Source organism: Paenibacillus sp. FSL E2-0177 (genome assembly GCF_037992975.1).
Lineage (GTDB): Bacteria > Bacillota > Bacilli > Paenibacillales > Paenibacillaceae > Paenibacillus_AQ > Paenibacillus_AQ odorifer.
Genome location: NZ_CP150307.1, coordinates 4,013,769 through 4,036,840, shown reverse-complemented (window position 1 = coordinate 4,036,840; position 23,072 = coordinate 4,013,769). Strand labels below are relative to the sequence as shown.

The window sequence follows — 23,072 nt, the reverse complement described above, 5'->3', positions numbered from 1 at the left end:
CTTATAATCTAAAACTGACAAAATACAAACATTTCTGCATAACACATTAAAACTTTATCGGTGTTGGAAACGATACAATCGAAATGAACAGGAGGATGGTAAAGTGGATGATTTACAAGTATATAAAGCATCTAAAGATATCCCGGGACGTGAGGATTATAAGGTTAGAGTACGGCAGCCTGAAGGAGAATGGCATAGCTTGTTTATTTACGAGGTTAAGGTAGATATGCATGAGGTGCGTCTTGCATCCATGGCTTATTTTGATCTGGAAGGTACAGTAGAAGTTGAAGTCACCTGTCTTTATACGGAGATTGATTGTGTGAACATTGCTCCGGCTTCGCGAGGGATCTCTTACGAATATCATGGAAATACCATTTTGTTTAAGCTAACAGGTCCGCAAAAGTTATCGATTGAGATCAACGGTGATATTTTTCGAAATCTGCATTTATTTGCTAACCCTAAGGAGAAGGATGCCCCTCAACCAGAGGATGCTAATGTTCTAGTAGTCCAACCGGGTATACACCGGAAACCTGATCTTTTACGGCTGCTGGATAATGCCGCTGCTGATCCTCGTGAAAAAAGGAAGGTGCTTTATTTCGCTCCAGGCACACATTATATAGAAGAAACAGTATTGCCGGTCCCTTCGGAAACCACGGTGTATCTTGCCGGAGGTTCAGTGCTTGTAGGTTCCTTGGTATGCGAGGGAGTTCATGATGTATCCATTCGTGGTCGCGGTATAATTTATCTTGCGGATTTTCATCGATTCTCGGCCTTTCGAGGGATACGAATTGTTTTTTCACGATCTATAAATGTGGAAGGTATTACCGTGATTGATCCGCCACATTACAGCATTTTCATCGGGCAGTCTGAGCAGATTGTGATTGATAATTTCAAATCGTTTAGCACTCGGGGGTGGTCTGATGGCATTGATATTATGTCTAGTTCCGAGGTTAGAATCCGGGATGTTTTTATGCGTAATTCGGATGATTGTATTGCTATTTACGGCTCGAGATGGGATTTTTATGGGGATACCCGTAATATTAGCGTTCGTGATTCCATTCTGTGGGCGGATGTCGCTCATCCATTGATGATTGGTACACATGGGGATCATGAACGGAACGGAGACACCATCGAGTCTATTGTTTTTGCAAATATTGATATCTTGAATCATCACGAACCGCAAGAGAACTATTGGGGGGCACTGGCGATTAATGCCGGGGATCGAAATAGGGTATGTAATGTTCTATATGAAAATATACGTGTAGAGCGTATTGAGCGGGGGCAGCTAATTGATGTGCGGGTGGTCTATAACAAGGATTACAATCCAGAGCCGGGGACAAGCATCCGGAACATTACATTTCGCGACATCAGCTATAGCGGGACGGCCAACCCTTCACGAATTTATGGATATGACGAAGAGAGAGCTGTTGAAAATGTGACCTTTGTCAATTTAAGGATCAATGGTGAACTGGTGGACGCCCCCCGCCCAGAGCTGATAGATATTAATCATTTTGCTAAAAATATACTCTTCGTTACTGAAAAAAATACGGTTGTGTAGATTGGATCTAATTACTTTTTCTATATTTTAATGGCGTCGTCCCTAGGACTCTTTTGAACAGTTGATTGAAATAAGAGGCATTTGGAAAACCAACAGTGATTCCGATTTGCTCCACAGGCAGGTCTGTCGTTCCTAACAAGCGGCAGGCCTGTTTGATCCGGCGGGCAGTCAGATAATCAACAAGCCTTCCTCCGGTTTCCTGATGAAAGATTCTGGAGATATAGGATTTGGACAAGTGAATCTCCTCAGCTAACTGATCCAGATTAACCTCCTCATGATAATGCTCTTCGATAAAACTCATGATTTTCTCAGAATAACGCAAGGTTCGCCGTTCTCCGGATTGGAATACATGCTGATCTTCAGTTCCTATATTGCTCAATAATTGAAGAATTAACAGTGAAATGTCTTCGGTATCCTCAGTCAGACTGACTTTTTTATTGTGATTATATTGCTCCAGAATCCACTCCACAGACTCAACGTGATCCTTAAGATCAAAGGCACAATGTGTATTTTTCCCTTGCCAAAGCGCTGTGAATAAAGCCTTTCTTTTCGCAAAACCCTCCAGCAGGTGTTCAGCAACATGTGGATCAATGTAGAAGATGGTTCGTTCAAAAGGACATTCGGGAGAAACCTCAGAATAGATCCGGTGCAGCTGATAGGGCTGGAAAAAGAATAACATTCCCCTGCGGATATCGTACATCTGCTGATTCACAACAACGTTTCCCTGTCCGCCATACACGAACATGACTTCACAGCATTGATGCCAGTGATAATAACCTTTGTAATAGTCGTCGGTATATATTTTATAATCCCAAATCAAGGTCTTATGTTCTTCAAAAACAACAGGTTCGAACAGCTGCTTCATAGGCCCTCCAAGATGACAAAATACAAACATTTTCTTATATCTCATTATAACTTTTATCGTTATGAAAGCGATACAATAAATACGTTAAACTATGAAAAATCCGGTAGTGGAGGGTAACATTATGACGCAAAAAATTGTTAATCCGGTGTTGGCAGGTTTTCATCCAGATCCGTCTTTTATTAGAGTAGGGGATGATTATTATATCGCAACCTCTACTTTTGAATGGTTTCCAGGTGTAGAAATCCATCATTCCAAGGATCTAGTTCATTGGCATTCCATTTCACGTGTGCTGACAGAAGCCTCACAAGTAGATCTGCGTGGTAATGTAAGCTCTGGTTCCATTTGGGCACCCGCGCTTTCTTATGATCAAGGCGTATTTTATCTGCTATTTACAGATGTGAAATCTCGCAAAAGTGTATATAAAGATCTGCATAATTATTTAATTACAGCGACGGATATCATGGGCCCGTGGAGTGAGCCGGTTAGACTAAATGGCAGCGGATTTGATCCATTTTTGTTCCATGATCTGGAAGGGACCAAATGGCTGCTTAATATGCGTTGGGATTTCCGTAAAAATCACAATAACTTCTCTGGCATCATTATGCAGCAATATGACCCGGAGACTGGCAAATTAACGGGACCTATCCATGAAATTTATAAAGGGACACCTATCGGAGTGACCGAAGGTCCGCAATTGTACCAGAAGGATGGGTACTATTATTTGCTGACAGCAGAAGGGGGCACCGGCATCAACCATATGGTCACCTTAGCTAGAAGCCGAAGCCTCACAGGTCCTTATGAGACTGATCCGGATTTCCCGATTATGACCACGGCGCATGATCTGACCTACCCGTTTCAGCAAGCAGGGCACGGATCGCTCGTAGAGACTCAGAATGGGGACTGGTACATGGCACATTTATGCACACGTCCGATTCCGGGAACGGCAACGATGAATCCGTTAGGCCGGGAAACTGCTATTCAACGCTGTGAATGGACAGAGGATGGCTGGTTGCGATTGGCCCACGGAGGGAAGTTGCCTGCATTGGAGACCATGGCTCCTGACCTGCCGATATTCACTTTTGAGGAGCTGCCAAACAGAGATGAATTTGATGGAGAGGTTCTTGGATTTCCATACCAAAGCTTGCGTGTGCCTTTTGATGAATCTTGGGTTAGCTTGAAGGAACGTCCGGGTTTTCTTCGTCTGCGCGGCAGAGAGTCGTTAGCTTCACTGCATGATCAGAGTTTAATTGCCCGGCCGATTCAACATTTTGAATGCTCAGCTACAACCTGTCTGGAATTCGAGCCGAATAGCTTCCTGCAAATGGCTGGGTTAGTCCTCTATTATGATGACAGTGATTACTATTATTTGCGTGTTACCGCAGATGAGATTCGTGGAACTAGTTTGGGCGTTGTGCTGTGTAGAGGTGGCAAATACGATGAGATTTCCTCTATGCAGCTATCTGTGAAAGATTGGGATCGTTATTATCTAAAGGCGGAAATTCATGGACGTGATCTGTTGTTTTATGCTTCATCAGACGGGGTGAATTGGACAGCTGTCTGTACTCCCTTAGATTTTGGTACGCTTTCGGATGAATATGGCGGCAAGCTTGGCTTTACCGGTTCCTATGTCGGGGTATGTGCTCAGGATTTGGATCAGCAAGCGAAGCCGGCTTATTTTGACTATTTTGAATATAAAGCTTTATAGGTGTTCGGAAAAACCATAACATTCTTCATATTCTATTTTAGGATAAAATGTTAATTTTTACTTACCTTACATAGAAAGGGATGTTTGTGATTTTGAAAAAGACTTATAAAGTCGCAATAACCTGCACGCTCTTACTGAATCTGGCCCTGTCCTCTGCTGCAATGGCCGCACCCATCGACGTCGACGTGAGTAATTTGAAAGAAGTCCAAACTTCTGGACCGGAAAAGGCTTGGGTTGGAGAATGGAAGGGCGACGATACGATTATTGTGGACACACAAGGAAATGTTACTACAGTTGGAGAACTCAAAGAGTCATCAAGCTTTGTACCCCCGGCAGATGACAATCTTATTAATAATGAATTGTTAGCACCGGAGCTAATAACACCTACTTTTGAACCTGATTCTCCGCAAGCAACTCTAGCTTCCGCTTATGGTCATGCGTGGCCGTATACAGCCGAAAATAGTTATGGGATTAACTGTTATGGTTATGCCTTAAGATTTCCAGGGGCAATCAACCCTGGTGATGGAGACGGGGTCTCAAATGTCAGAGATCCTGCCTATTTTACTAACGTGTATTATACTGCTGGTCTTGTGGTTCAAGATGGCAATACGAATCCTTTATACTTTAAGCCGGGTTGGCGGATACTTCCGGGCCGAACTGCAGCGATTAATTCCGATGAACATCGAATTGCACTAAGAGTGGGATGGATCGACTCAAATGGTAATGGTAAAGTCGATATTCCTGAGGATAACGTTGATTACCACTTCATGCTTCAAAATAGCTCAGGTCTATGGTCAGAGAAACATGGACATCAAGCGTCTCAAAATACGGGAATTTCAGATCCTAGCAATTTCGTCTGGAGCAATGGCTCTCTTTATGGTTTTTACAATAGCGTAACCGTTTATATTGCTGCAAAAGTATTTTAGAATTTCATAAAACATTACGTATGGAATAGCGATAGTCTTTTTTTTGAAGATTATGGCTATTCTTTTTTAGTGTCGAATTGTTTATGAGATGTTGTATACACTTTTGAGTTTTAATGTGATACAATTAAATTGTACACAAATTAAATTAAGGTGGTTATTTTGATGGTATGGGTAGCTAATATTATGGTCGGTGTTGTTGCGTTAATACATATCTATATTGTTTATTTAGAAATGTTCGCTTGGTCAAAGCCAAAAGGGCTTCGAGTCTTTGGAATGACACAGGAAGTTGCGGATGCTTCTAAAACACTGGCAGCGAACCAAGGGTTATACAATGGATTTTTGGCGGCAGGTTTAATTTGGGGATTGGTTCATCCGAATGTAAATTTCGGCCATCAAATTGAAATCTTCTTCTTATCAACTGTTATAGTGGCAGCGTTATATGGAGGACTGACGGTGAAAAAGTCTATTTTATTTATGCAAGGACTGCCAGCTTTAATTGCATTAATCCTCGTGGTTTCGATTTAAGATAACATAGAAGTAATCGATTAGGTTTCTATCTCGCCTACATGCGTGGTGGAAGCCTGTTTTGCGTAAGATCAAGAAATTATTGGGTAAAGAAATGCACTGGATTAAAAACAGGAATTATGGATGGTGTACCAAGAAACAACAGAGAAGTGGTTGATTAATGTGTTTTAGCTACAGGTGTGGTCCTTAGATAAGATGTAAGGGACTTTAACAAACCCATTGCATGCTTGTGTGGGCTGAATGAGTAGACAGAATGGCGTTTAATCTGAAAGTTCTAGACTTTTAAAGTAAATTCTCATCATAAAAAAAGAGCTGCTACCCAGCAGGGAACACCTGTCAGGGAAACAGCTCTTTTTATGTGATGGTTTAAATGAGGATCTTATTTAATAGAGGCTGCATAAATCGCTTCTACAGATTTGGAGAGGAGCGCGTTAAACTCTTCTTCTGACTGCCCAGCACTTAGTCCCTGCGATAACGCACGTGAGAAGCTGGCGATCAGTCCTTGATTATGGGCGAGCTTATCGTTGGCCTCCGCTTGTGTGTAACCGCCGGACAAAGCGACAATTCGCAAAACATGAGGATTCTCCATTAATTCACGGTAGAAATTATTCTCCGTTGGGATGGAGAGCTTAAGCATGACCTTCACGTCTTTGCCCAGCGTAGACAATTGGGCTGATAGTTCTTCTTTTAGCAGCTTCTCTGAAGCCGTTTTATCAGCACTGTGGATATCAACTTCCGGTTCGATAATAGGAACGAGTCCCGCTGCTAAAATCTGCTTGCCGATTTCAAACTGCTGTTCAACCACCTTTTTGATACCGGAAGGATTAGCCTCTTTAATCACCGAGCGCATTTTTGTACCGAAGATGTTACGTTCGTTGGCCCGCTTCAGAAGATCACTCAAGCCGGGAATAGGCTTCATTAGTTGTACTCCGTCTTCAGGGTCGGCAAGACCTTTATCGATTTTCAGGAAAGGCACAATCCCTTTTTTCTCCCATAGAAAATCGGCAGTATATTGCCCGTCTATGGAACGATCCATTGTGTTCTCAAATAAGATTGCACCCAGTATATGCTTTGAATCAAATGCAGGGCTCTTGATAATGCGCGTTCTCATCTCGTGAACCAACCCATACATTTGATCTTCATTAGAGTAACTGTCCTCTGCAACACCATATTGCAGCAGCGCTTTTGGTGTACTGCCACCACTTTGATCCAAGGCAGCTATAAATCCCTGTCCCGTCCGAATTCGTTCCCATTGCTCCATATTCATGAAAATTCTCCTTCCTTTCGTGAACTGAATGAAAATTTATATGTTCATTAACTATAACACTTAATGTACCGGCTCTAAACAAATGGTATTGTAAACTTGGCAGGTAACTAGTCTAATGTGAGTGGTTTGAATCTGCGATATAAGGACTTCCGAATCTGATTGATCCATGGGGATGACGAGGTATCTACGTGTAAGGTCTCCTGAGTCCGATCTCAAGATGGTGCAGACTTGCAATCTTAGCATACGAGAACGAATCGACGTTTGAGGTCACTTTTTGGTCGAGTAGCTGCATCTGAGTCCGATAGCATGGCGAAATGGGCTAACTCTGCGAAATAGCGTCTCCTGAGTCCGGACTAGCAAGATTGAAGATACTAGATCACCGTTCGGACTGTATTGCAGCTATTTGGTGTTTTTGGAGCATTATTCAGAAGTATCGGACCGCATAGCTCTTATTACCAAGTTTTTGCTCCAAAGAAGAGTGAATTTGGTGCAATAGCTACATCTGAGTCCGATAGCATGGCGAAATGACCAAAATCTGTGAAATAGCGTCTCCTGAGTCCGGACCGTCGATGGCGAGGACTCGAAGCCTCCGCAGACGAGTAAGTATCGAAGTAGAATGTCACCTGAGTCCAAACCCATAGTTAGTGAAAACATGTAGCCTCAACTGACGAGAACGAATTGACGTCTGAGGTCATCTGAGTCCGGACTAGCAAGATTGAAGATACTACATTACCGTTCGGACTGTATTGCAGCTATTTGGTGTTTTTGGAGCATTTTTCAGAATTATCGGACTGCATAGCTCTTATAGCCAAGTTTTTGCTCCAGAGAGGAGCGAATTAGGTTTAATAGCTGCATCTGGGTCCGATAGCATGGCGAAATGGGCTAAATCTGCGAAATAGCATCTCCTGAGTCCGGACCATCGATGGCAAGAACATGTAGCCTCCGCAGATGAGTAAGTATCGACGTATAATGTCACCTGAGTCCGGACTAGCCAAGATTGACGATAATACATCATCGTTCGGACTGTATTGCAGCTATTTAGTGTTTTTGGAGCATTATTCAGAAGTATCGGACCGCACAGCTCTTATTGCCAAGTTTTTGCTCCAAAGAGGAGTATATTTGGTCGAATAGTTGCATCTGAGTCCGTTAGCAGGGCGAAATGACCAAAATCTGTGAAATAGCGTCTCCTGAGTCCGGACCATACATGGTGTGGACATAAAGCCTCGGCAGACGAGTAAGTATCGAAGTAGAATGTCACCTGAGTCCGAACCGATAGTTAGTGTGGACATAAGGCCACGGCAGACGAGAACGAATCGACGTTTGAGGGCACCTGAGTCCGTTTCCTCCATGGTGTGGACATAAAACCACCGCAGATGAGTAAGAATCGACGTCTAAGGTCTCCAAGGTCTGATCTCGCCGCAGCCGGAGATGCGGGTAAACATAAATGTTACTCCAAACTGGATCTAAAGACGCTCTATGCGAACTTTTAAGTGATCCCCCAAAGCGCACACTTAGCAAACTACACTCACAGGGTACTCTTAGCAAACTTCAGGACATTCCCAATGGTTCACCTAGCAAACTCAAGACATCCACAGGGTTCACTTGGCAAACTTCAAGACATCCACACGGTTCACCTAGCAAACTTCAGGACAATCCTAATGGTTCCACTTCATTTCACAAGGTTCGCTTAACCTATCCCCAATGGTACTCTCTGCAAACGTTATCTCATCCCCAATCGTTCTCTTCACAGACTCCAAATCACTCCAATGTGCTCAGCGAAAATTCCTTCGAAGTTTTCTCAAGTAATATTCCTCGAAGCAGTCACTTTTTATGCTTAATTCCCAAACTTGGTATCAAATCGCATAGTCTTCTTCGAGGCGCGCGAGACCAAACCACTCCATTACTAAAAGTTAGTTTGAAACACAGTGGAAGGATGAGCTTATTTAAGCGACTGGGAATTTTGTTTATGTTGTAAACAGCTTTGGATGAAGAATTTTAAATCAGAGTGTGTAAATTCAGAACGCCAAAAGCCATGCTGGGAGCGGATTGTTATCTTATTTGCGGATTATTTCCTAGTAAATTAATACGAATAATCCAATAAGATAATTGGTGTGACATTAATCATAATTACCAATTCGAAGCTTTGTGAAAATAATAACTTTTCGTAAATGTCGAAATGAGGTTGACGAATAAAAATATCAGTCGTATGATTGATTCTACTGAGTATGCTAGTAATTAAAAGTAAGTTAATAAATAATATATAATAGCGGGAGGAATGAAAGTGGAATCATCAACATTTGTGCTTTTTGGCGCTACAGGAGATTTAGCAAAACGTAAAATCTATCCTGCACTATATAACCTCTTTTTAGATGGTCAAATTTCAGGTCCTCTCTCAGTGATTGGATTAGGAAGAAGAGAAGTTTCAACTGAAGCTTTCCGTAAGCAAGTCCTGCAATCTTTGCAGACATTTTCTAGACAGCCGGCAGTAGAATCTCCACAGTTGCAGGTTTTCTTGGAAGCTTTTGAATATAGCGTTCTAGATGTAGGTAATACAGAGGATTATTTGAAGCTCCTGGAGCATGTTAAACGTCGTGAGCAATTTTTTAACATTCCGGAGAATCGGATGTTCTATTTATCGGTGGGTCCTGAGTTTTTCAAGGAAATTGCCGCCAATATTCACTCCAGTGGTCTGGGATCTACGAAGGGCTGGAAGCGTCTGATTATTGAGAAGCCTTTTGGTACAGACTTGCAAACAGCAAGAGAGTTAAATGACAGCTTGAATGCCGTATTTACTGAAGAGGAGATTTTCCGAATTGACCACTTCTTGGGTAAACCGATGGTTCAGAATCTGGAAGTTCTAAAATATTCAAATCCTGTGCTTAGAGCACTGTGGAAAAATCGGTATATCGCAAATGTGCAAATTACGGCGAGTGAGATTGTTGGCGTTGAAGAACGGGCAGGCTATTATGATAAAGCTGGGGCACTTCGTGATATGTTCCAGAACCATATGCTTCAATTGCTCATGATGATGGCGATGCAGCTTCCAAAAGGCAGTACACCTGAAGAGATCCGTGGGAAGAAAAGATATGTCATGGAGCGCCTCATTCCGCTAAGTAAAGACGAAGTTAATCAATATGTTGTCCGCGGACAATATGCTGAAGGTGAAATTAAAGGTAAATCTGTTGCAGGCTACTTGGATGAACCCGGAATTAGCCAATCCTCACAAAATGAGACGTTTATTGCAGCGCGTTTGTTTATAGATGATCCATTGTGGAATGAAGTTCCGTTCTATATCCGTACTGGCAAGAGAATGAAAGAGAAATCAACAAGAATCGTTATAGAATTTAAAGAACCGTTTAATGATAACAATAACAAAAATAAAGGGAATGACGTTCCAAATCTGCTCATCATCGAGATCGGTCCAACTGAAGCCATTACGCTTCAGTTGAATACGAAGGATCAGCTGCAAAAAGGGAAACTTGAACCTGTCCTCGCTACTTATGAAGCCGGAACTTCAGACGTACCAGAAGCTTACGAAAATCTGATCTTTGATGCACTTCGTGGTGACGCCACTTTCTTCGCTCATTGGAAAGAAGTCGAGCTGTCATGGCAATGGGTTACACCAATCCAGGAAGCTATGGAAGAGGGGCTAATGCCACTTCATACCTATGCTTCAGGTTCTTATGGTCCAGATGCGGCTATGGAGCTTTTGGGTGAAGACCGCTGGTGGTTTGATGATACAGATCAGGAGTCAGATCTTCTCGACGCTCAAGCAGAAGTTGCAGCAGCGCAGGAATCTATACGGCCAGGGGCTTAAGCCCCTGCCTGTTTTTTTTGCCAATTTAGCTAAAATACATCACAAGAATCTATAAATCGGAGGGAATTTACATGAAAGTAGGATTAGTTGGGTTAGGAAAAATGGGTTTTAATTTGGGTCAAAATTTGCTGGATCATGGACATGAGGTTGTTGCTTTTGATCTGAATGCACCTGCTGTAGAAGAAATGAAAGCTAAAGGCGCTAGTGGAGCAGTAACGCTTCCAGAATTGGTACAGCAATTGGAAACACCAAGAATCATTTGGATCATGGTTCCGCATCAGGTCGTTGATTCTGTAATCGCTGAACTTACTCCACAGTTGTCTAAAGGTGATATCGTTATTGAAGCAGGAAACTCGCATTATAAGGAATCGATTCGTCGGTATGAGGAATTGAAGGAGCACGGAATTCACTTTATGGATGCAGGTACCTCTGGCGGTATGGAAGGGGCGCGTAATGGCGCTTGTTACATGGTTGGCGGAGATCCCGAAGCTTGGGAAGTTGTGGAGCCTATTTTCCGTGATACAGCTGTAGAAAGCGGCTTTTTATATGCTGGTAAAGCAGGTAGCGGCCATTTTCTAAAAATGGTGCATAACGGTATCGAATACGGCATGATGGCTGCTATCGGTGAAGGTTTTGAGGTTCTGGAAAAGAGTGAATTTGACTACAACTTTGAGGAAGTAGCTCGGGTGTGGAATCACGGCTCTGTAATCCGTTCGTGGCTGATGGAACTTGTGGAACGCGCCTTCTCGAAGGACGCTAAACTAGATGAGATTAAGGGCATTATGCATTCGTCTGGTGAAGGCAGATGGACGCTTGAAACCGCCTTTGATTTACAAGCGGCGACTCCGGTCATCGCTATGGCGTTATTGATGCGTTACCGTTCCCTTGAGACCGACACATTCACTGGAAAAGTAGTTGCTGCACTGCGGAACGAGTTCGGCGGACACGCTGTGGAAACTAAATAAGATTGGCCGACTCTGAATTGAGTGTTTACAAGCTCGAATTTCCCGCAATTTATGTTGCGGAGAAATTTGGGCTTTTTATTTTAAGGGGAATAGATAATGGGAAGTATAGATGGAGTACGAATTTAATGCAGTTTACATATTTTAGGGGTAGAAGGGTAAGTTAGGAAGCAAGGGGGAGATTTCATGCAAAGTGGAATTCGTGAGCGACTTCATTTTCTAAATAAATTTCTGCATGCGCCCCGACAATATGGTAGTGTGACTCCCAGTTCACATTGGCTGGCCCAGACGTTGCTTGATCCAGTGCCTTGGAACCAAGTGCATTCTATGGCTGAGTTGGGTGCGGGGACTGGTGCAATCACAAGGTTTATTCCGCGTGGAGAAAAGACCGGTATGAATGTTCTTTTATTTGAAATAGATCCTGATTTTCGCAGTCAATTAAGAGAGGAATTCCCCGGATGTTTCTGCAACAATGATTGTCTCCGGCTGCGTCTTGCGCTTCATAACAGCAGTCTGGAGAAGCTGGATTGTATCGTGAGTAGTTTGTCTTTGATGAATTTCTCGAAGCCAGACCGCACTAAGTTTATGGAACAGATCATTTCTTCTTTAAAAGAAGGAGGGTGGTTTATAACCTATGAATATTTTCCGCGGATGAAAACAGAGTTGAGCCAGCATTTTGAGATCCTACACACGAAGTGGGTGATGTTGAATTTTCCACCAGCGCTTGTATATATTTGCAGGAAAAAAACCACAACGCAAGTGAAACGCGAAAATTCCAAATCAACCGTCGACGTAGTCCCAATCTCTCAGGTTTATACAAAAAGATAATCATCTCCATACAACAAATGCCGTCACCCATTACTCATTGGGGAACGGCATTTTTAATTGGGCACCGAAGGCGTTTGAGTCCGATTAATAGAGAAGCTCAATATTCTCTTTGTTCAGGCGCTTCAACCAAACCTCAGAAGGCTGGCGGTCTGTGATCAAAAAGTCGATTTGGCCAAGCTCGATCAGCTTCGTAAAGGCGGTCTTATCGAATTTGGTGTGATCGGCCAGGAGTATGACCTTGTTAGCTTGACGTAGCATATATTTCTTGAGCTCACACTCCGGTTCATTAGAATCTGTGATGCCTCGCTCCATATCTATTCCTTTACAACTGATAACCGCAGTGTCCACATTGTATCTTTGAATGGTGTCATGTGCTACAGGACCCACGAGTGACATGGATCGGTAACGTAAAGAACCTCCGGTAGAGATGATATCCATCCCAGAATTCGAGAACTCATGCAAAATATTAATCGAGTTCGTGATAATGGTCAGATTGTTTTTATTGCCAAGCAGTTTTAGAAACTCAAAGGCTGTGGAGCTAGGATCCACCATTAACGTATCTCCATCATTGATTAAATCTAGCGCCTTAAGGGCGATTCCCCGTTTGATATCTGTATTCAGCGCATTGCGTGTAACAAAAGGCAAATCCTCGTTCGTGTGACGATTCAGCATGGCCCCGCCATAGGTTCGGCTTAGAATTCCATCCTTCTCCAGCTTCTCCAAGTCTCTGCGTATCGTCTCTTCTGTAACTTCAAACATCCGGCTTAGATCAGAGACTAATACTCGTTTATCCTGATGAACAAGATCTATTATTTTTTTTCGTCTTTCAGCTGCAAGCATAGGGATCACCTTTCCGAAATCTGTATATTCCTTAATCATAGCTCCAAATATCTGTGTTTTGCAATAAAATCAACGTAGAATCATGTTTGTTTTCCAATAAATATTCACAAAACGGATATAAAACAAATAAAAACAACATAAATAATATTTAAAATGTTGACAACAAAGATTTGCGGGCATACGATGAAGGAGAAAAGAAGTCCTGTAGTGGTAATTAGATTTGAAAGATACCAGAGCCGGCCCAGTTGCGATTTAGAGGCCAGCCTGAGGCGCTGCAGCCGGAATACTACGCTCTAGCTTGCAGAGTTGTGTGTAAAACTTTGGTGTTGATAAATTAACTTTAGGAGGCTGGTCAAGCATGAGCACGCATGTGTATTATGTTCCATCGATCAATATTATGGGCAAGGGATGCTTGCAGGAGATTGGTCCATACATCCAAGAGCTTAAATTAAAAAAGGCGCTTGTTGTTACGGACAAATTCCTTATGAAAAGTGGCATTGCTGGTAAATTGCTGACGGTATTGGACGAAGCGGAGATTGAATATGCCATCTATGATGAAGTGAAACCCAATCCGACCTGTAAAAATGTCCACGATGGCGTTGATTATCTCAAAGCGCAGAATTGTGATTATCTGATTTCCATTGGCGGTGGATCACCACAGGATACTGCCAAAGCCATTGGTATCATTGCCACAAATGGCGGTCATATCAAAGAATATGAAGGTGTACACAAGTCTAAGCATAAATCACTGCCGATTGTCGCCGTGAATACCACTGCTGGTACTTCGGCTGAAGTGACCATTAACTATGTAATCACAGACGAAGAACGCAAAGTGAAGATGGTTATGGTAGATAAGAACAGCCTTGCGACGATTTCAGTCAACGATCCTGAGCTTATGGTTGATAAACCCGCTGCACTTACCGCGGCCACGGGTATGGATGCATTGACTCATGCGATTGAAGCGCTGGTGACGCCGGGAGCATATCCGGTAACCGATGCTACGGCACTAGCCGCAGTGGAGCTTATTTTTGCTAATCTGGCTCGTACTGTGAAGAATGGCCATGATATCGAAGCGCGTGAACAGATGGTATACGCGATATTCCTTGGCGGATTGGCTTTCAATAATGCGGGGCTTGGTTATGTGCATGCGATGGCGCATCAGCTGGGCGGCGTATACGATCTGCCGCACGGCGTATGTAACGCGATGCTGCTGCCTTTTGTGGAAGAAGAAAATGCCAAATATGTGCCTGAGAAATTCAGATCCATTGCTAAAGCGATTGGACTTAATGTAGAGAACCAAACGGATAAACAATGCGCAGATTTCGTAATTGAGTCGATCAAGGCGTTGTCTAAAGAAGTAGGGATTCCAGCCAAATTATCCGAGCTTGGTGTAGAAGAAGTAGATCTTGATCTTCTGGCTGAAAATTCGATGAAGGATGCTTGTGCACCAGGGAACCCTTTTATTCCTACTAAAGAAGAAGTTATTACACTGTTCAAAAAAATATTATAAATCACCCCTTATCATAGGAGATTGTTTATGAATAACCACATCGCCGTTGACATCGGCGCCTCAAGTGGGCGGCTGGTGCGCGGAATATTGCAAGAAGGTATTCTTTCCTTAGAAGAGCTTCATCGCTTTAGCAATAGCTTTACGGAACAAGAGGGTTCCTGTTTCTGGGACATTGATTATTTAGTAGAGCAGATTATGATCGGGCTTCAGAAGGCTAAAACCGATGGAATTATTACCTGTACGCTCGGTATTGATACATGGGGTGTGGATTATGTGCTGGTAGATGCGGACGGGAATCGTGTTCATGAAGTATACGCCTACCGGGACCGCAGAACGGATCTGGCTGTGGATCAGGTGGCACAGCAGCTTTCACCACAAACCGTCTATGAAAAGACAGGAATCCAGCAGTTATCCATCAATACCTTGAATCAGTTATATGTTCATAAAGAAGAAGAGCTAGCGCAAGCGGATCAGATTTTACTTGTACCAGATTATCTATATTACCGACTGACTGGCCGTAAAATCAACGAGGTTACGATTGCATCTACAACACAGCTGTTGAATCTGGAAAGCCGGGATTTTGACGATGACCTATTAGAATTTTTGAATATCAGGAAAGATCAATTTGCAAAATTAACTGAGCCTGGTGTAGTGGTTGGTCCTCTTGACGAAGCTTTAATCCAACAATATGACCTGCCTGAATGCCAGCTGATCTGTGTGGCTTCCCATGATACGGCCTCAGCAGTGCTAGGTGCTCCACTTCAAGAAGGCTCAGCTTATATCAGCAGTGGAACTTGGTCTTTACTCGGTGTAGAAAGAACGGAGCCTCTAAATTCTCTAAAAGCCATGCAGGCTAACTACACCAATGAGTGGGGAGCCTACGGAACTTATAGATTCCTCAAAAATGTAATGGGCTTATGGCTTATTCAAGAGGTTCGCAGATTACTGAACAATTGTTATAGTTTTGCGGAGCTTGCAGAGCTTGCACAGGGAGAAGAGGGGTTTCGCAGCCTGATCCCTTGTAATGCACCAAGGTTTCTTAATCCATCGAACATGATAGAAGAAATCCGCAGTGCCTGTATGGAGAGTGGGCAGCCCGTTCCGGAGACACCTGGACAGTTAGCACGTTGTGTTTTTGACAGCTTGGCGTTATCCTATCTAACTTATTTGGAAGAGTTGGAGGAGCTGACAGAACGTCGGATCGAGGGATTGCAAATTGTCGGCGGCGGGGCGAACAATCGGCTTTTATGCCAACTAACCGCTGACGTTATCGGCAGGATAGTAAAGGCTGGACCAACGGAAGCGACTGCTCTAGGAAATATAGTAGTGCAGATGATTAGCACAGATTCCATTGCAGACATAACTGAGGCAAGAGCTATTATCGAACAATCTTTTGAAATAACATCATACATTCCGCAGCCGATCAAGCATTTTAATAACATTCTAAATCGTTGGAGAAGCCTTCATCTGTCCAAGGTGAATGAGCTTATCTAAGCGAAACAGACTTGCACTAATTTAGGAGGATAAACAGCATGGATCAGAGCATTATCACTAGTTATAACGAAGCCAAAAAACTATACGCAGCCCACGGTATTGATGTGGATAAAGTGCTGGAGCGACTCGCGCAAATTAAAATTTCCATACATTGCTGGCAGGGTGATGATGTAAAAGGTTTTCTTTTTAAGGAAAAAGAACTAAGCGGGGGCATTGCGGTAACGGGAAGTTATCCGGGCCGGGCGGGTACACCAGATGAACTACGTCAAGATTTAGAAAAGGCGTTATCTCTTATTCCTGGTAAACATAAGGTTAACCTGCATGCTATTTACGCAGATACAGATGAACCTGTAGATTTGGATGAACTAGAGCCACGACATTTTCAATCCTGGGTGGATTGGGCGAAGGAGCAGGGCTTAGGGCTTGATTTTAACCCTACTTGTTTCTCACATCCGAAAGCAGCCGATGGATTCACTCTCAGTCATTCGGACGCGGAGATTCGGAATTTCTGGATCAGACACTGTAAAGCTTCGCGTACGATCGCTGAGCATTTTGGGCGGGAGCTGGGTCAGCCTTGTGTGACGAACTTTTGGATTCCAGACGGATATAAGGATACGCCAGTAGATCGGCTAGCTCCGAGAGTACGTTTAAAAGAGTCGCTGGATGAGATTTTTAGTCAGGAAATAGATCCGCTTTATAATATGGATGCCTTGGAAAGTAAACTGTTTGGAATTGGTTCTGAAAGTTATGTGGTTGGCTCTCATGAATTCTATATGGGTTATGGTTTAACAAATGGAAAAGCGATCTGTTTGGATGCGGGACATTTTCATCCTACAGAAGTGATTTCGAATAAACTATCTTCGATTCTGATGTTCAGTGAGCAGCTGCTGCTGCATGTCAGCAGACCTGTCCGCTGGGACAGTGACCATGTGGTAACAATGGATGATGAGCTGCTGGAAATCGCCCGTGAATTGGTTCGCGGGGATTTACTTCCTCGTACGAATATTGGATTGGATTTCTTTGATGGCAGTATCAATCATCTCGCGGCATGGGTCATTGGCACCCGCAACACTATTAAGGCGTTGCTGCGTGCGATGCTGGAACCAGTGGAAGAACTTAAGCAAATCGAGCGGTCCGGGGATTATACTTCACGTCTTGCTCTGGTAGAAGAGTTCAAATCGTATCCGTTTGGAGCGGTCTGGGATTACTACTGTGCATTACAAGGTACACCGGTGCGTGAGCAATGGCTTACTGAAGTGAAAAATTATGAACAAGACGTTTTGTCTTTAAGATAGAAGTGGATACGGAGAGCAGCAAATACAAAGGAGAGAATAGACTATGAGTACATCCTTGTTAGAATCAAAAGGTTATATTGCCAGCAGTGAAGCTCCATTTATTCAGGAAATGTCAGAGATCACCCGTCATATGTGGGAGCTTGGCTGGGATGAACTGAATGGTGGGAATGTCAGCTATTTACTGGATGAGAATGAGGTGGCTAAGTATATTAATGTACTGGAGCCGTTGCGCACGATCAAACTCACCTTTCCGGTAAAAGAATTAGCAGGCAAGTATTTTATCGTAACAGGTTCGGGCAAATATTTCAGAAATGTGATTAAAGACCCTGAAGCGAATCTGGGTGTGTTAAGGGTTAGCGGCAATGGCGAAAGTGTGGAAGTATTGTGGGGATTGCGGAATGGTGCAGTTCCTACGAGTGAGCTCGCTTCGCATTTTATGAGTCATATTGAACGTCTGAAAGTAGATCCCACACACCGTATCGTGCTGCATACACATGCTACAAATGTTATCGCGATGACCTTCACGCATGATCTGGATGAACTGAAGTTTACCAAAACGTTATGGGAAATGTGCACAGAGTGCCTTGTTGTTTTCCCTGATGGCGTCAGTGTTATTCCGTGGATTGTTCCGGGCAGCAGTGAAATCGGCCGTGAGACTGCCAAAAAAATGAAGGATCACCGTTTAGTCATCTGGCCGCAGCATGGGATTTTTGGCACTGGCTCCACCATGGATGCTACCTTTGGTCTAGTAGAAACGGTTGAAAAGGCTGCGACGATCTACAACTTGATTGGCGGTAGAGAAATCAAACAAAAGATCACAGACCAACAGCTATGGGATTTAGCTAAAGCATTTGGAGTTACACCTAAAGCGGGGATTCTTGAAGTCTAGAGAGTCATTATAATTTGGTGAAACCGGGCAATCGTAGATTCTGCGAGGTCCGGTTTTTGTTGTCTTTTTCTTAAAATTTGCATTTCCCATCTTTTGGGTAGATAATAAGCTTACTTAAAGTAATCAATTAATAAATTGGAGGTAACATATGAATACAGAGCAACTATTTTTACCTTTTCAAGTGGGGAATCTTTCGCTGTCGAACCGATTTGTAATGGCGCCGATGACACGCGCGCAGTCTCCGAAGGGTGTGCCGGGAAGCAATGTTGCCGCTTATTATCGTAGACGTGCAGAGGGTGGAGTGGGATTAATTGTTACTGAGGGTACTGCGATAAATCATCCAGCGGCTGTCAGTCACCAAGATATTCCTAATATACATGAAGAAGCATCTTTAGAAGGCTGGAAGAAGGTTGTGGAAGAGGTTCACGCAGCTGGCGGCAAGATCATCCCGCAGCTTTGGCATGTGGGGATGGCGCGTACAATCGGCGAGTATCCTAACGTTGAAGCCCTTCCTGTAGGCCCTTCGGGTCTGAATTTAGCAGGTGAGCCGGTGACAGAGCCGCTGACCACAGAAGAGGTTGAAAGCTTAGTAACAGCCTTCGCTCAAGCGGCGGCAAATGCCAAAAGCGTTGGCTTTGATGGCATTGAGCTGCATGGCGCACATGGGTATCTGATAGACCAGTTCTTCTGGGATAGAACGAATAAACGTACCGATCGTTACGGTGGCGATTTGGTAGGAAGAACAACATTCGCTGTCGAGATCATTAAAGCATGCCGTCAAGCGGTTGGACCAGACTTCCCAATCGTGCTGCGCTTTTCCCAGTGGAAGCTGGGGGCGTATGATGAGAAGCTGGCGAAGACTCCAGAAGAACTTGCAAGTTTCCTGGCACCGCTTAGCGAAGCGGGTGTAGATATCTTTCATTGCTCGACCCGACGCTTCAGTCAAGCTGAATTTGCTGGCTCTGATCTTAATTTAGCTGGGTGGACTAAGAAGCTTACCGGGAAGCCGTGTATTACAGTAGGCTCTATTGGCCTGCAAAGCGATTTCTTCGAGGAAGATAAAGCTCAGAAGCCTGAGGATAATATTGACGAGTTAACTGAAAGGTTCGATCGGGAGGAGTTTGATTTGGTTGCAGTGGGCAGAGCGCTTATTAGCGATCCTGCTTGGCCTGCCAAAGTACAAAGTGGAGCGATAGACGAAATCATCCCATTTACTCCTGAAGCGACGAATACGCTTTACTAAAACTAGCAGAATATACAATGACTATTTTTTTAGGTAAGAGGTTGTGTAACTGTTTCAAGAGTAGTGTATCTGCTTATAATAGTAGCATACCCCCCTTAATATGATAGAACTTGACCCTGCCAAACGTTGGCGGGGTATTTTTTTGTCGATATGCAACGCTTCATTACATCATTAATAGACCGGGCACTTCTATGTTAGGCCAGCATTATGTTATAATTTTAAATTAGCAAAGTATAAAAATAATTGTTGAACAATAGAGGACGTGAAAACAGCATGACAAAGGGGAACCATAACTCACCGGACTTAAAATCCGGCAAGGGTTCTAAGGATTATTCGAAATATTTTGATTTTAGTGATGCAAAGGTAATTAGTGAAGAGGAAGGTAAGGTTACTTACCGGATTAAAGGAAGAAATGTGCAAATTAATAGCCAGCCTGACTATAAAGAAGGAAAACGGCGCGGCAAGGAAGAAATAGAAGTGCATTATGATTTCGAGATTCCTGAAGAGATGCAGAATTTCGGAGTGGGCAAATATTATCATATAACGACTTATGGCTGCCAAATGAATGAGCATGACACGGAAACGATGAAGGGCCTATTGGAACAGATGGGCTACCGCAGTGTCGCTGACCGGAATGACGCGGATCTCATTTTGCTGAATACTTGTGCGATTCGGGAGAACGCCGAGGATAAGGTATTTGGAGAGCTAGGACATCTTAAGAACCTGAAGATCGAGAAGCCGGGTCTGTTGTTAGGGGTATGCGGTTGCATGTCCCAAGAGGAAGGCGTAGTCAACCGGATTATGTCAAAGCATGGCTTCGTGGATATGATCTTCGGTACGCATAATATTCACAGGTTGCCACACCTCATTAAAGAAGCGGTATTTAGTAAGGAGCTTGTGGTTGAGGTATGGTCCAAAGAAGGCGACATTATTGAGAACTTGCCGAAGAAGCGGGAAGGCATGCGCGCTTGGGTGAACATTATGTATGGCTGTGATAAGTTCTGCACGTATTGCATCGTACCGTTTACACGCGGTAAAGAACGCAGTCGTCGTCCAGAGGACGTTATCGCTGAGGTGAGAGAGCTTGCGCGCCAAGGCTTCAAGGAAGTAACGCTATTGGGGCAGAACGTAAATGCTTACGGTAAAGATTTTACGGATATTGATTACACCTTCGGGAACCTGATGGATGATATGCGTCTGATTGATATTCCGCGCATTCGCTTCATGACATCGCATCCACGAGATTTTGACGATAAATTGATTGAGGTTTTAGGCAAAGGCGGCAACTTGGTGGAGCATATCCATCTGCCGGTTCAATCGGGAAGTACTGCCGTTCTTAAGAAAATGAGCCGTAAATATACCCGGGAAGCTTATCTGGAATTAGTACGCAAGATTAAGATAAGTGTGCCGAATGCTGTATTAAGTACCGATATTATCGTTGGTTTCCCTGGGGAGACTGATGAGCAATTTGAAGATACCCTATCGCTTGTGCGTGAGGTTGGGTATGATATGGCATATACGTTCATTTATTCTCCACGTGAGGGCACACCAGCAGCGGCGATGGAAGATAATGTACCGATGTCGGTGAAGAGTGAACGTCTGCAAAGATTAAATGATCTCATCAAAGAGAACAGCCGGATCATTAATGACCGGATGCTGGGTGAAGTTGTAGAGGTGCTGGTTGAAGGGGAGAGTAAGAATAACTCCGAAGTCCTTTCCGGCCGTTCCCGCGCTAACAAGCTGGTCCATTTTGAAGGTCCTAAGGAGCTTATCGGCACATTTGTAAACGTGAGAATTACAGATACCAAAACATGGTACATTAAAGGGGATATTGTGGTCGAGGCCGCAGCTGTTCATTAATCACATACGAATGGGGAGATGACTAATGAGTACAGAAGAACAACAGTTGAATAAATATGGAATGAAAACTTATAATACCCGTGATCTGATCGTTCGCGAGGATATTATGGGCAAAGCTAAAGAACTAGCATCATTAATCTCAACCAGTGAAGAGGTACGCCATTTTCAGCAGGCTGAGCAAAAAATTCTTAATCACGAGCGTGTGCAAGGACTGATTGCAACCATTAAGAAAAAACAAAAAGAAATCGTGGCCTTCGAAAGCTTCAATAATAAAGATATGGTCGCCAAAATTGAACGTGAAATTGAAGTGCTGCAAGATGAGATCGACGGTATTCCAGTCGTGAACGAATTTCAGCAAAGCCAGAGCGACATTAATTATTTGCTCCAGCTGGTAATTTCCGTGATTAGAGATACCGTTTCGGAAAAAATAAATGTGGAAGCCGGCACTGAAGCGCCTCCGACCACATGCGGATAACCCACACTCAGTTCAGGGGGCGGATGCAGATCCGTCCCTTTATTTCAATATAAGAGGTAGAAGTAAAGTACATGAACATACATAATCCTTATAATTCAACGACAACGTCGTTTCTCATATAGTCTTTTTGTAGGATAATGTAAAATAATGGAATTCGGTGTTGATTTATGAAGAACATGTTTGGTACATTTAAAGATACGAATAAGTAAAACTACAGCTTCGGAAAAGGATGGGGCAATTATGAGCGACAATGGGGAATTAACCTATAACGCCAAAAAATATCGTACACCGGATGGTGTTCCGGCCGACATTGTAATGTTTACACTGACCAAACGCGAACGGAAGACGGTCACCAAGACGCTGCCTTTACGTGAGTTGAAGGTAATGTTAATTAGACGGAAAAAATGGCCATGTGCAGGCATGTGGGCTCTACCAGGCGGATTCTGTCAGGAAGATGAGTCTATATATGATGCTGCAACTCGTGAGCTGAAAGAAGAGACTGGTGTCGATGGAGGTCACTTAGAATATCTTGGGGTTTATAGTACACCTGGCCGCGACCCTCGGGGATGGATTATCAGCCATGCCTTTTTCGCTTTAGTAGAAGAGTGGATGCTGGAGCAAAGACAAGCTTCCGACGATGCGGGTGAAGTGGGTTTATTTACGTTACAGGAAGCGTTAGAAGAACTGGAGCTCGCTTTTGACCACCATGAAATCATCAAGGATGCATACGTACGTATCCAACAGCAAATGCTGCAGACAACGATAGCAAGACAGTTTTTGCCTAGGCATTTTACGCTAAGTGAGCTTTATCAGGTGATTCAGACAGTAGTGCCGGAATTTAAAGAGCCAAATTTTATTCGTAAAATCACGTCAACACGCAGCCGTCAGGGTATATTAAAAGAAGTGAGAGATGAAGAGGGCAATGCACTCAGCTCCAATCAATACTCACAACGCCCGGCTCAGCTGTATATGTTTACAGATCACGAGCCATTGTTGTCTATTTATACGTAGTG

General features: G+C 43.5%; 19 protein-coding genes. 16 read left to right on the top strand and 3 right to left on the bottom strand.

Translation table 11 applies throughout. From position 1 onward, the window contains the following. The first annotated feature begins 103 nt into the window (after positions 1–103). Complete coding sequence (locus MHI25_RS18045; protein WP_340393841.1) at positions 104–1,558, top strand: glycosyl hydrolase family 28 protein; 1,455 nt, start codon at positions 104–106, stop codon at positions 1,556–1,558. Positions 1,559–1,565: 7 nt separating this feature from the next. Here the strand turns inward: MHI25_RS18045 and MHI25_RS18040 are convergent, their stop codons facing one another. Beyond that, positions 1,566–2,423: an AraC family transcriptional regulator gene (locus MHI25_RS18040; protein WP_076128265.1), complete on the bottom strand. Its 858-nt coding sequence runs from the start codon at positions 2,421–2,423 to the stop codon at positions 1,566–1,568. 121 nt (positions 2,424–2,544) lie between these two features. Here MHI25_RS18040 and MHI25_RS18035 point away from each other — a divergent pair, with 121 nt between their 5' ends. The 3 genes from MHI25_RS18035 (at position 2,545) to MHI25_RS18025 (ending at position 5,579) form a co-directional block, all read left to right on the top strand. Continuing rightward, positions 2,545–4,128, top strand: coding sequence for a glycoside hydrolase family 43 protein (locus MHI25_RS18035; RefSeq protein ID WP_340393839.1), 1,584 nt, complete (start codon positions 2,545–2,547; stop codon positions 4,126–4,128). Positions 4,129–4,220: 92 nt separating this feature from the next. Next, on the top strand, positions 4,221–5,054 hold the full coding sequence (locus tag MHI25_RS18030) for a hypothetical protein (protein ID WP_340393837.1): 834 nt from the start codon (positions 4,221–4,223) through the stop codon (positions 5,052–5,054). A 162-nt stretch (positions 5,055–5,216) separates the two neighbouring features. Then, positions 5,217–5,579 (top strand): DUF1304 domain-containing protein, encoded by a 363-nt coding sequence (locus MHI25_RS18025; protein ID WP_076128270.1) that lies wholly within the window; start codon positions 5,217–5,219, stop codon positions 5,577–5,579. Between the two features lie 379 nt (positions 5,580–5,958). Here MHI25_RS18025 and MHI25_RS18020 read toward each other — a convergent pair whose 3' ends face one another. After that, on the bottom strand, positions 5,959–6,846 hold the full coding sequence (locus MHI25_RS18020) for a fructose bisphosphate aldolase (RefSeq protein ID WP_076194668.1): 888 nt from the start codon (positions 6,844–6,846) through the stop codon (positions 5,959–5,961). A gap of 948 nt (positions 6,847–7,794) precedes the next feature. Between MHI25_RS18020 and MHI25_RS18015 the strand changes: the two genes are divergently transcribed. The 4 genes from MHI25_RS18015 to MHI25_RS18000 all read left to right on the top strand — a co-directional run bounded on the left by MHI25_RS18015 (position 7,795) and on the right by MHI25_RS18000 (position 12,453). Then, positions 7,795–7,977: a hypothetical protein gene (locus MHI25_RS18015; protein WP_340393835.1), complete on the top strand. Its 183-nt coding sequence runs from the start codon at positions 7,795–7,797 to the stop codon at positions 7,975–7,977. Positions 7,978–9,127: 1,150 nt separating this feature from the next. Continuing rightward, positions 9,128–10,663, top strand: coding sequence for a glucose-6-phosphate dehydrogenase (zwf, locus tag MHI25_RS18010; protein ID WP_339187351.1), 1,536 nt, complete (start codon positions 9,128–9,130; stop codon positions 10,661–10,663). Positions 10,664–10,734: 71 nt separating this feature from the next. Next, positions 10,735–11,628, top strand: coding sequence for a phosphogluconate dehydrogenase (NAD(+)-dependent, decarboxylating) (gene gnd / locus MHI25_RS18005; RefSeq protein ID WP_036688068.1), 894 nt, complete (start codon positions 10,735–10,737; stop codon positions 11,626–11,628). 183 nt (positions 11,629–11,811) lie between these two features. Beyond that, entirely contained in the window at positions 11,812–12,453 is a 642-nt protein-coding gene (locus tag MHI25_RS18000) for a methyltransferase (RefSeq protein WP_340393833.1), read from the top strand. Between the two features lie 84 nt (positions 12,454–12,537). Here MHI25_RS18000 and MHI25_RS17995 read toward each other — a convergent pair whose 3' ends face one another. Beyond that, a complete protein-coding gene (locus MHI25_RS17995) occupies positions 12,538–13,293 on the bottom strand; it encodes a DeoR/GlpR family DNA-binding transcription regulator (protein WP_076100077.1) in 756 nt (251 codons plus the stop codon). 358 nt (positions 13,294–13,651) lie between these two features. On the opposite strand from MHI25_RS17995, the gene MHI25_RS17990 reads away from it, so the two are divergent. The 8 genes from MHI25_RS17990 (at position 13,652) to MHI25_RS17955 (ending at position 23,070) form a co-directional block, all read left to right on the top strand. Then, positions 13,652–14,803 (top strand): iron-containing alcohol dehydrogenase, encoded by a 1,152-nt coding sequence (locus tag MHI25_RS17990; protein WP_076194676.1) that lies wholly within the window; start codon positions 13,652–13,654, stop codon positions 14,801–14,803. Between the two features lie 27 nt (positions 14,804–14,830). Further along, positions 14,831–16,297, top strand: coding sequence for a rhamnulokinase (gene rhaB, locus MHI25_RS17985; RefSeq protein WP_340393832.1), 1,467 nt, complete (start codon positions 14,831–14,833; stop codon positions 16,295–16,297). 38 nt (positions 16,298–16,335) lie between these two features. Next, a complete protein-coding gene (gene rhaA / locus MHI25_RS17980; RefSeq protein WP_076194680.1) occupies positions 16,336–17,592 on the top strand; it encodes an L-rhamnose isomerase in 1,257 nt (418 codons plus the stop codon). Positions 17,593–17,635: 43 nt separating this feature from the next. Beyond that, positions 17,636–18,481 (top strand): rhamnulose-1-phosphate aldolase, encoded by an 846-nt coding sequence (gene rhaD, locus MHI25_RS17975; RefSeq protein WP_036688060.1) that lies wholly within the window; start codon positions 17,636–17,638, stop codon positions 18,479–18,481. A 148-nt stretch (positions 18,482–18,629) separates the two neighbouring features. Then, on the top strand, positions 18,630–19,724 hold the full coding sequence (locus MHI25_RS17970; RefSeq protein WP_339243782.1) for an NADH:flavin oxidoreductase: 1,095 nt from the start codon (positions 18,630–18,632) through the stop codon (positions 19,722–19,724). Positions 19,725–19,997: 273 nt separating this feature from the next. Beyond that, positions 19,998–21,584 (top strand): tRNA (N6-isopentenyl adenosine(37)-C2)-methylthiotransferase MiaB, encoded by a 1,587-nt coding sequence (gene miaB, locus MHI25_RS17965; RefSeq protein WP_038571650.1) that lies wholly within the window; start codon positions 19,998–20,000, stop codon positions 21,582–21,584. Between the two features lie 25 nt (positions 21,585–21,609). Then, positions 21,610–22,059: a YlbF family regulator gene (locus MHI25_RS17960; protein ID WP_076128288.1), complete on the top strand. Its 450-nt coding sequence runs from the start codon at positions 21,610–21,612 to the stop codon at positions 22,057–22,059. Between the two features lie 240 nt (positions 22,060–22,299). Next, complete coding sequence (locus tag MHI25_RS17955; protein ID WP_036688055.1) at positions 22,300–23,070, top strand: NUDIX domain-containing protein; 771 nt, start codon at positions 22,300–22,302, stop codon at positions 23,068–23,070. The last annotated feature ends 2 nt before the right edge of the window (positions 23,071–23,072 follow it).

Excerpts from the sequence above, each read along its gene's own strand:
- MHI25_RS18040 (WP_076128265.1), bottom strand. The coding sequence starts at position 2,423 with ATGAAGCAGCTGTTCGAACCTGTTGTTTTTGAAGAACATAAGACCTTG.
- MHI25_RS18035 (WP_340393839.1), top strand. The coding sequence starts at position 2,545 with ATGACGCAAAAAATTGTTAATCCGGTGTTGGCAGGTTTTCATCCAGAT.
- MHI25_RS18025 (WP_076128270.1), top strand. The coding sequence starts at position 5,217 with ATGGTATGGGTAGCTAATATTATGGTCGGTGTTGTTGCGTTAATACAT.
- MHI25_RS18020 (WP_076194668.1), bottom strand. The coding sequence starts at position 6,846 with ATGAATATGGAGCAATGGGAACGAATTCGGACGGGACAGGGATTTATA.
- MHI25_RS18015 (WP_340393835.1), top strand. The coding sequence starts at position 7,795 with ATGAGTAAGTATCGACGTATAATGTCACCTGAGTCCGGACTAGCCAAG.
- gnd (WP_036688068.1), top strand. The coding sequence starts at position 10,735 with ATGAAAGTAGGATTAGTTGGGTTAGGAAAAATGGGTTTTAATTTGGGT.
- MHI25_RS18000 (WP_340393833.1), top strand. The coding sequence starts at position 11,812 with ATGCAAAGTGGAATTCGTGAGCGACTTCATTTTCTAAATAAATTTCTG.
- MHI25_RS17995 (WP_076100077.1), bottom strand. The coding sequence starts at position 13,293 with ATGCTTGCAGCTGAAAGACGAAAAAAAATAATAGATCTTGTTCATCAG.
- MHI25_RS17990 (WP_076194676.1), top strand. The coding sequence starts at position 13,652 with ATGAGCACGCATGTGTATTATGTTCCATCGATCAATATTATGGGCAAG.
- rhaB (WP_340393832.1), top strand. The coding sequence starts at position 14,831 with ATGAATAACCACATCGCCGTTGACATCGGCGCCTCAAGTGGGCGGCTG.
- rhaA (WP_076194680.1), top strand. The coding sequence starts at position 16,336 with ATGGATCAGAGCATTATCACTAGTTATAACGAAGCCAAAAAACTATAC.
- rhaD (WP_036688060.1), top strand. The coding sequence starts at position 17,636 with ATGAGTACATCCTTGTTAGAATCAAAAGGTTATATTGCCAGCAGTGAA.
- MHI25_RS17970 (WP_339243782.1), top strand. The coding sequence starts at position 18,630 with ATGAATACAGAGCAACTATTTTTACCTTTTCAAGTGGGGAATCTTTCG.
- miaB (WP_038571650.1), top strand. The coding sequence starts at position 19,998 with ATGACAAAGGGGAACCATAACTCACCGGACTTAAAATCCGGCAAGGGT.
- MHI25_RS17960 (WP_076128288.1), top strand. The coding sequence starts at position 21,610 with ATGAGTACAGAAGAACAACAGTTGAATAAATATGGAATGAAAACTTAT.
- MHI25_RS17955 (WP_036688055.1), top strand. The coding sequence starts at position 22,300 with ATGAGCGACAATGGGGAATTAACCTATAACGCCAAAAAATATCGTACA.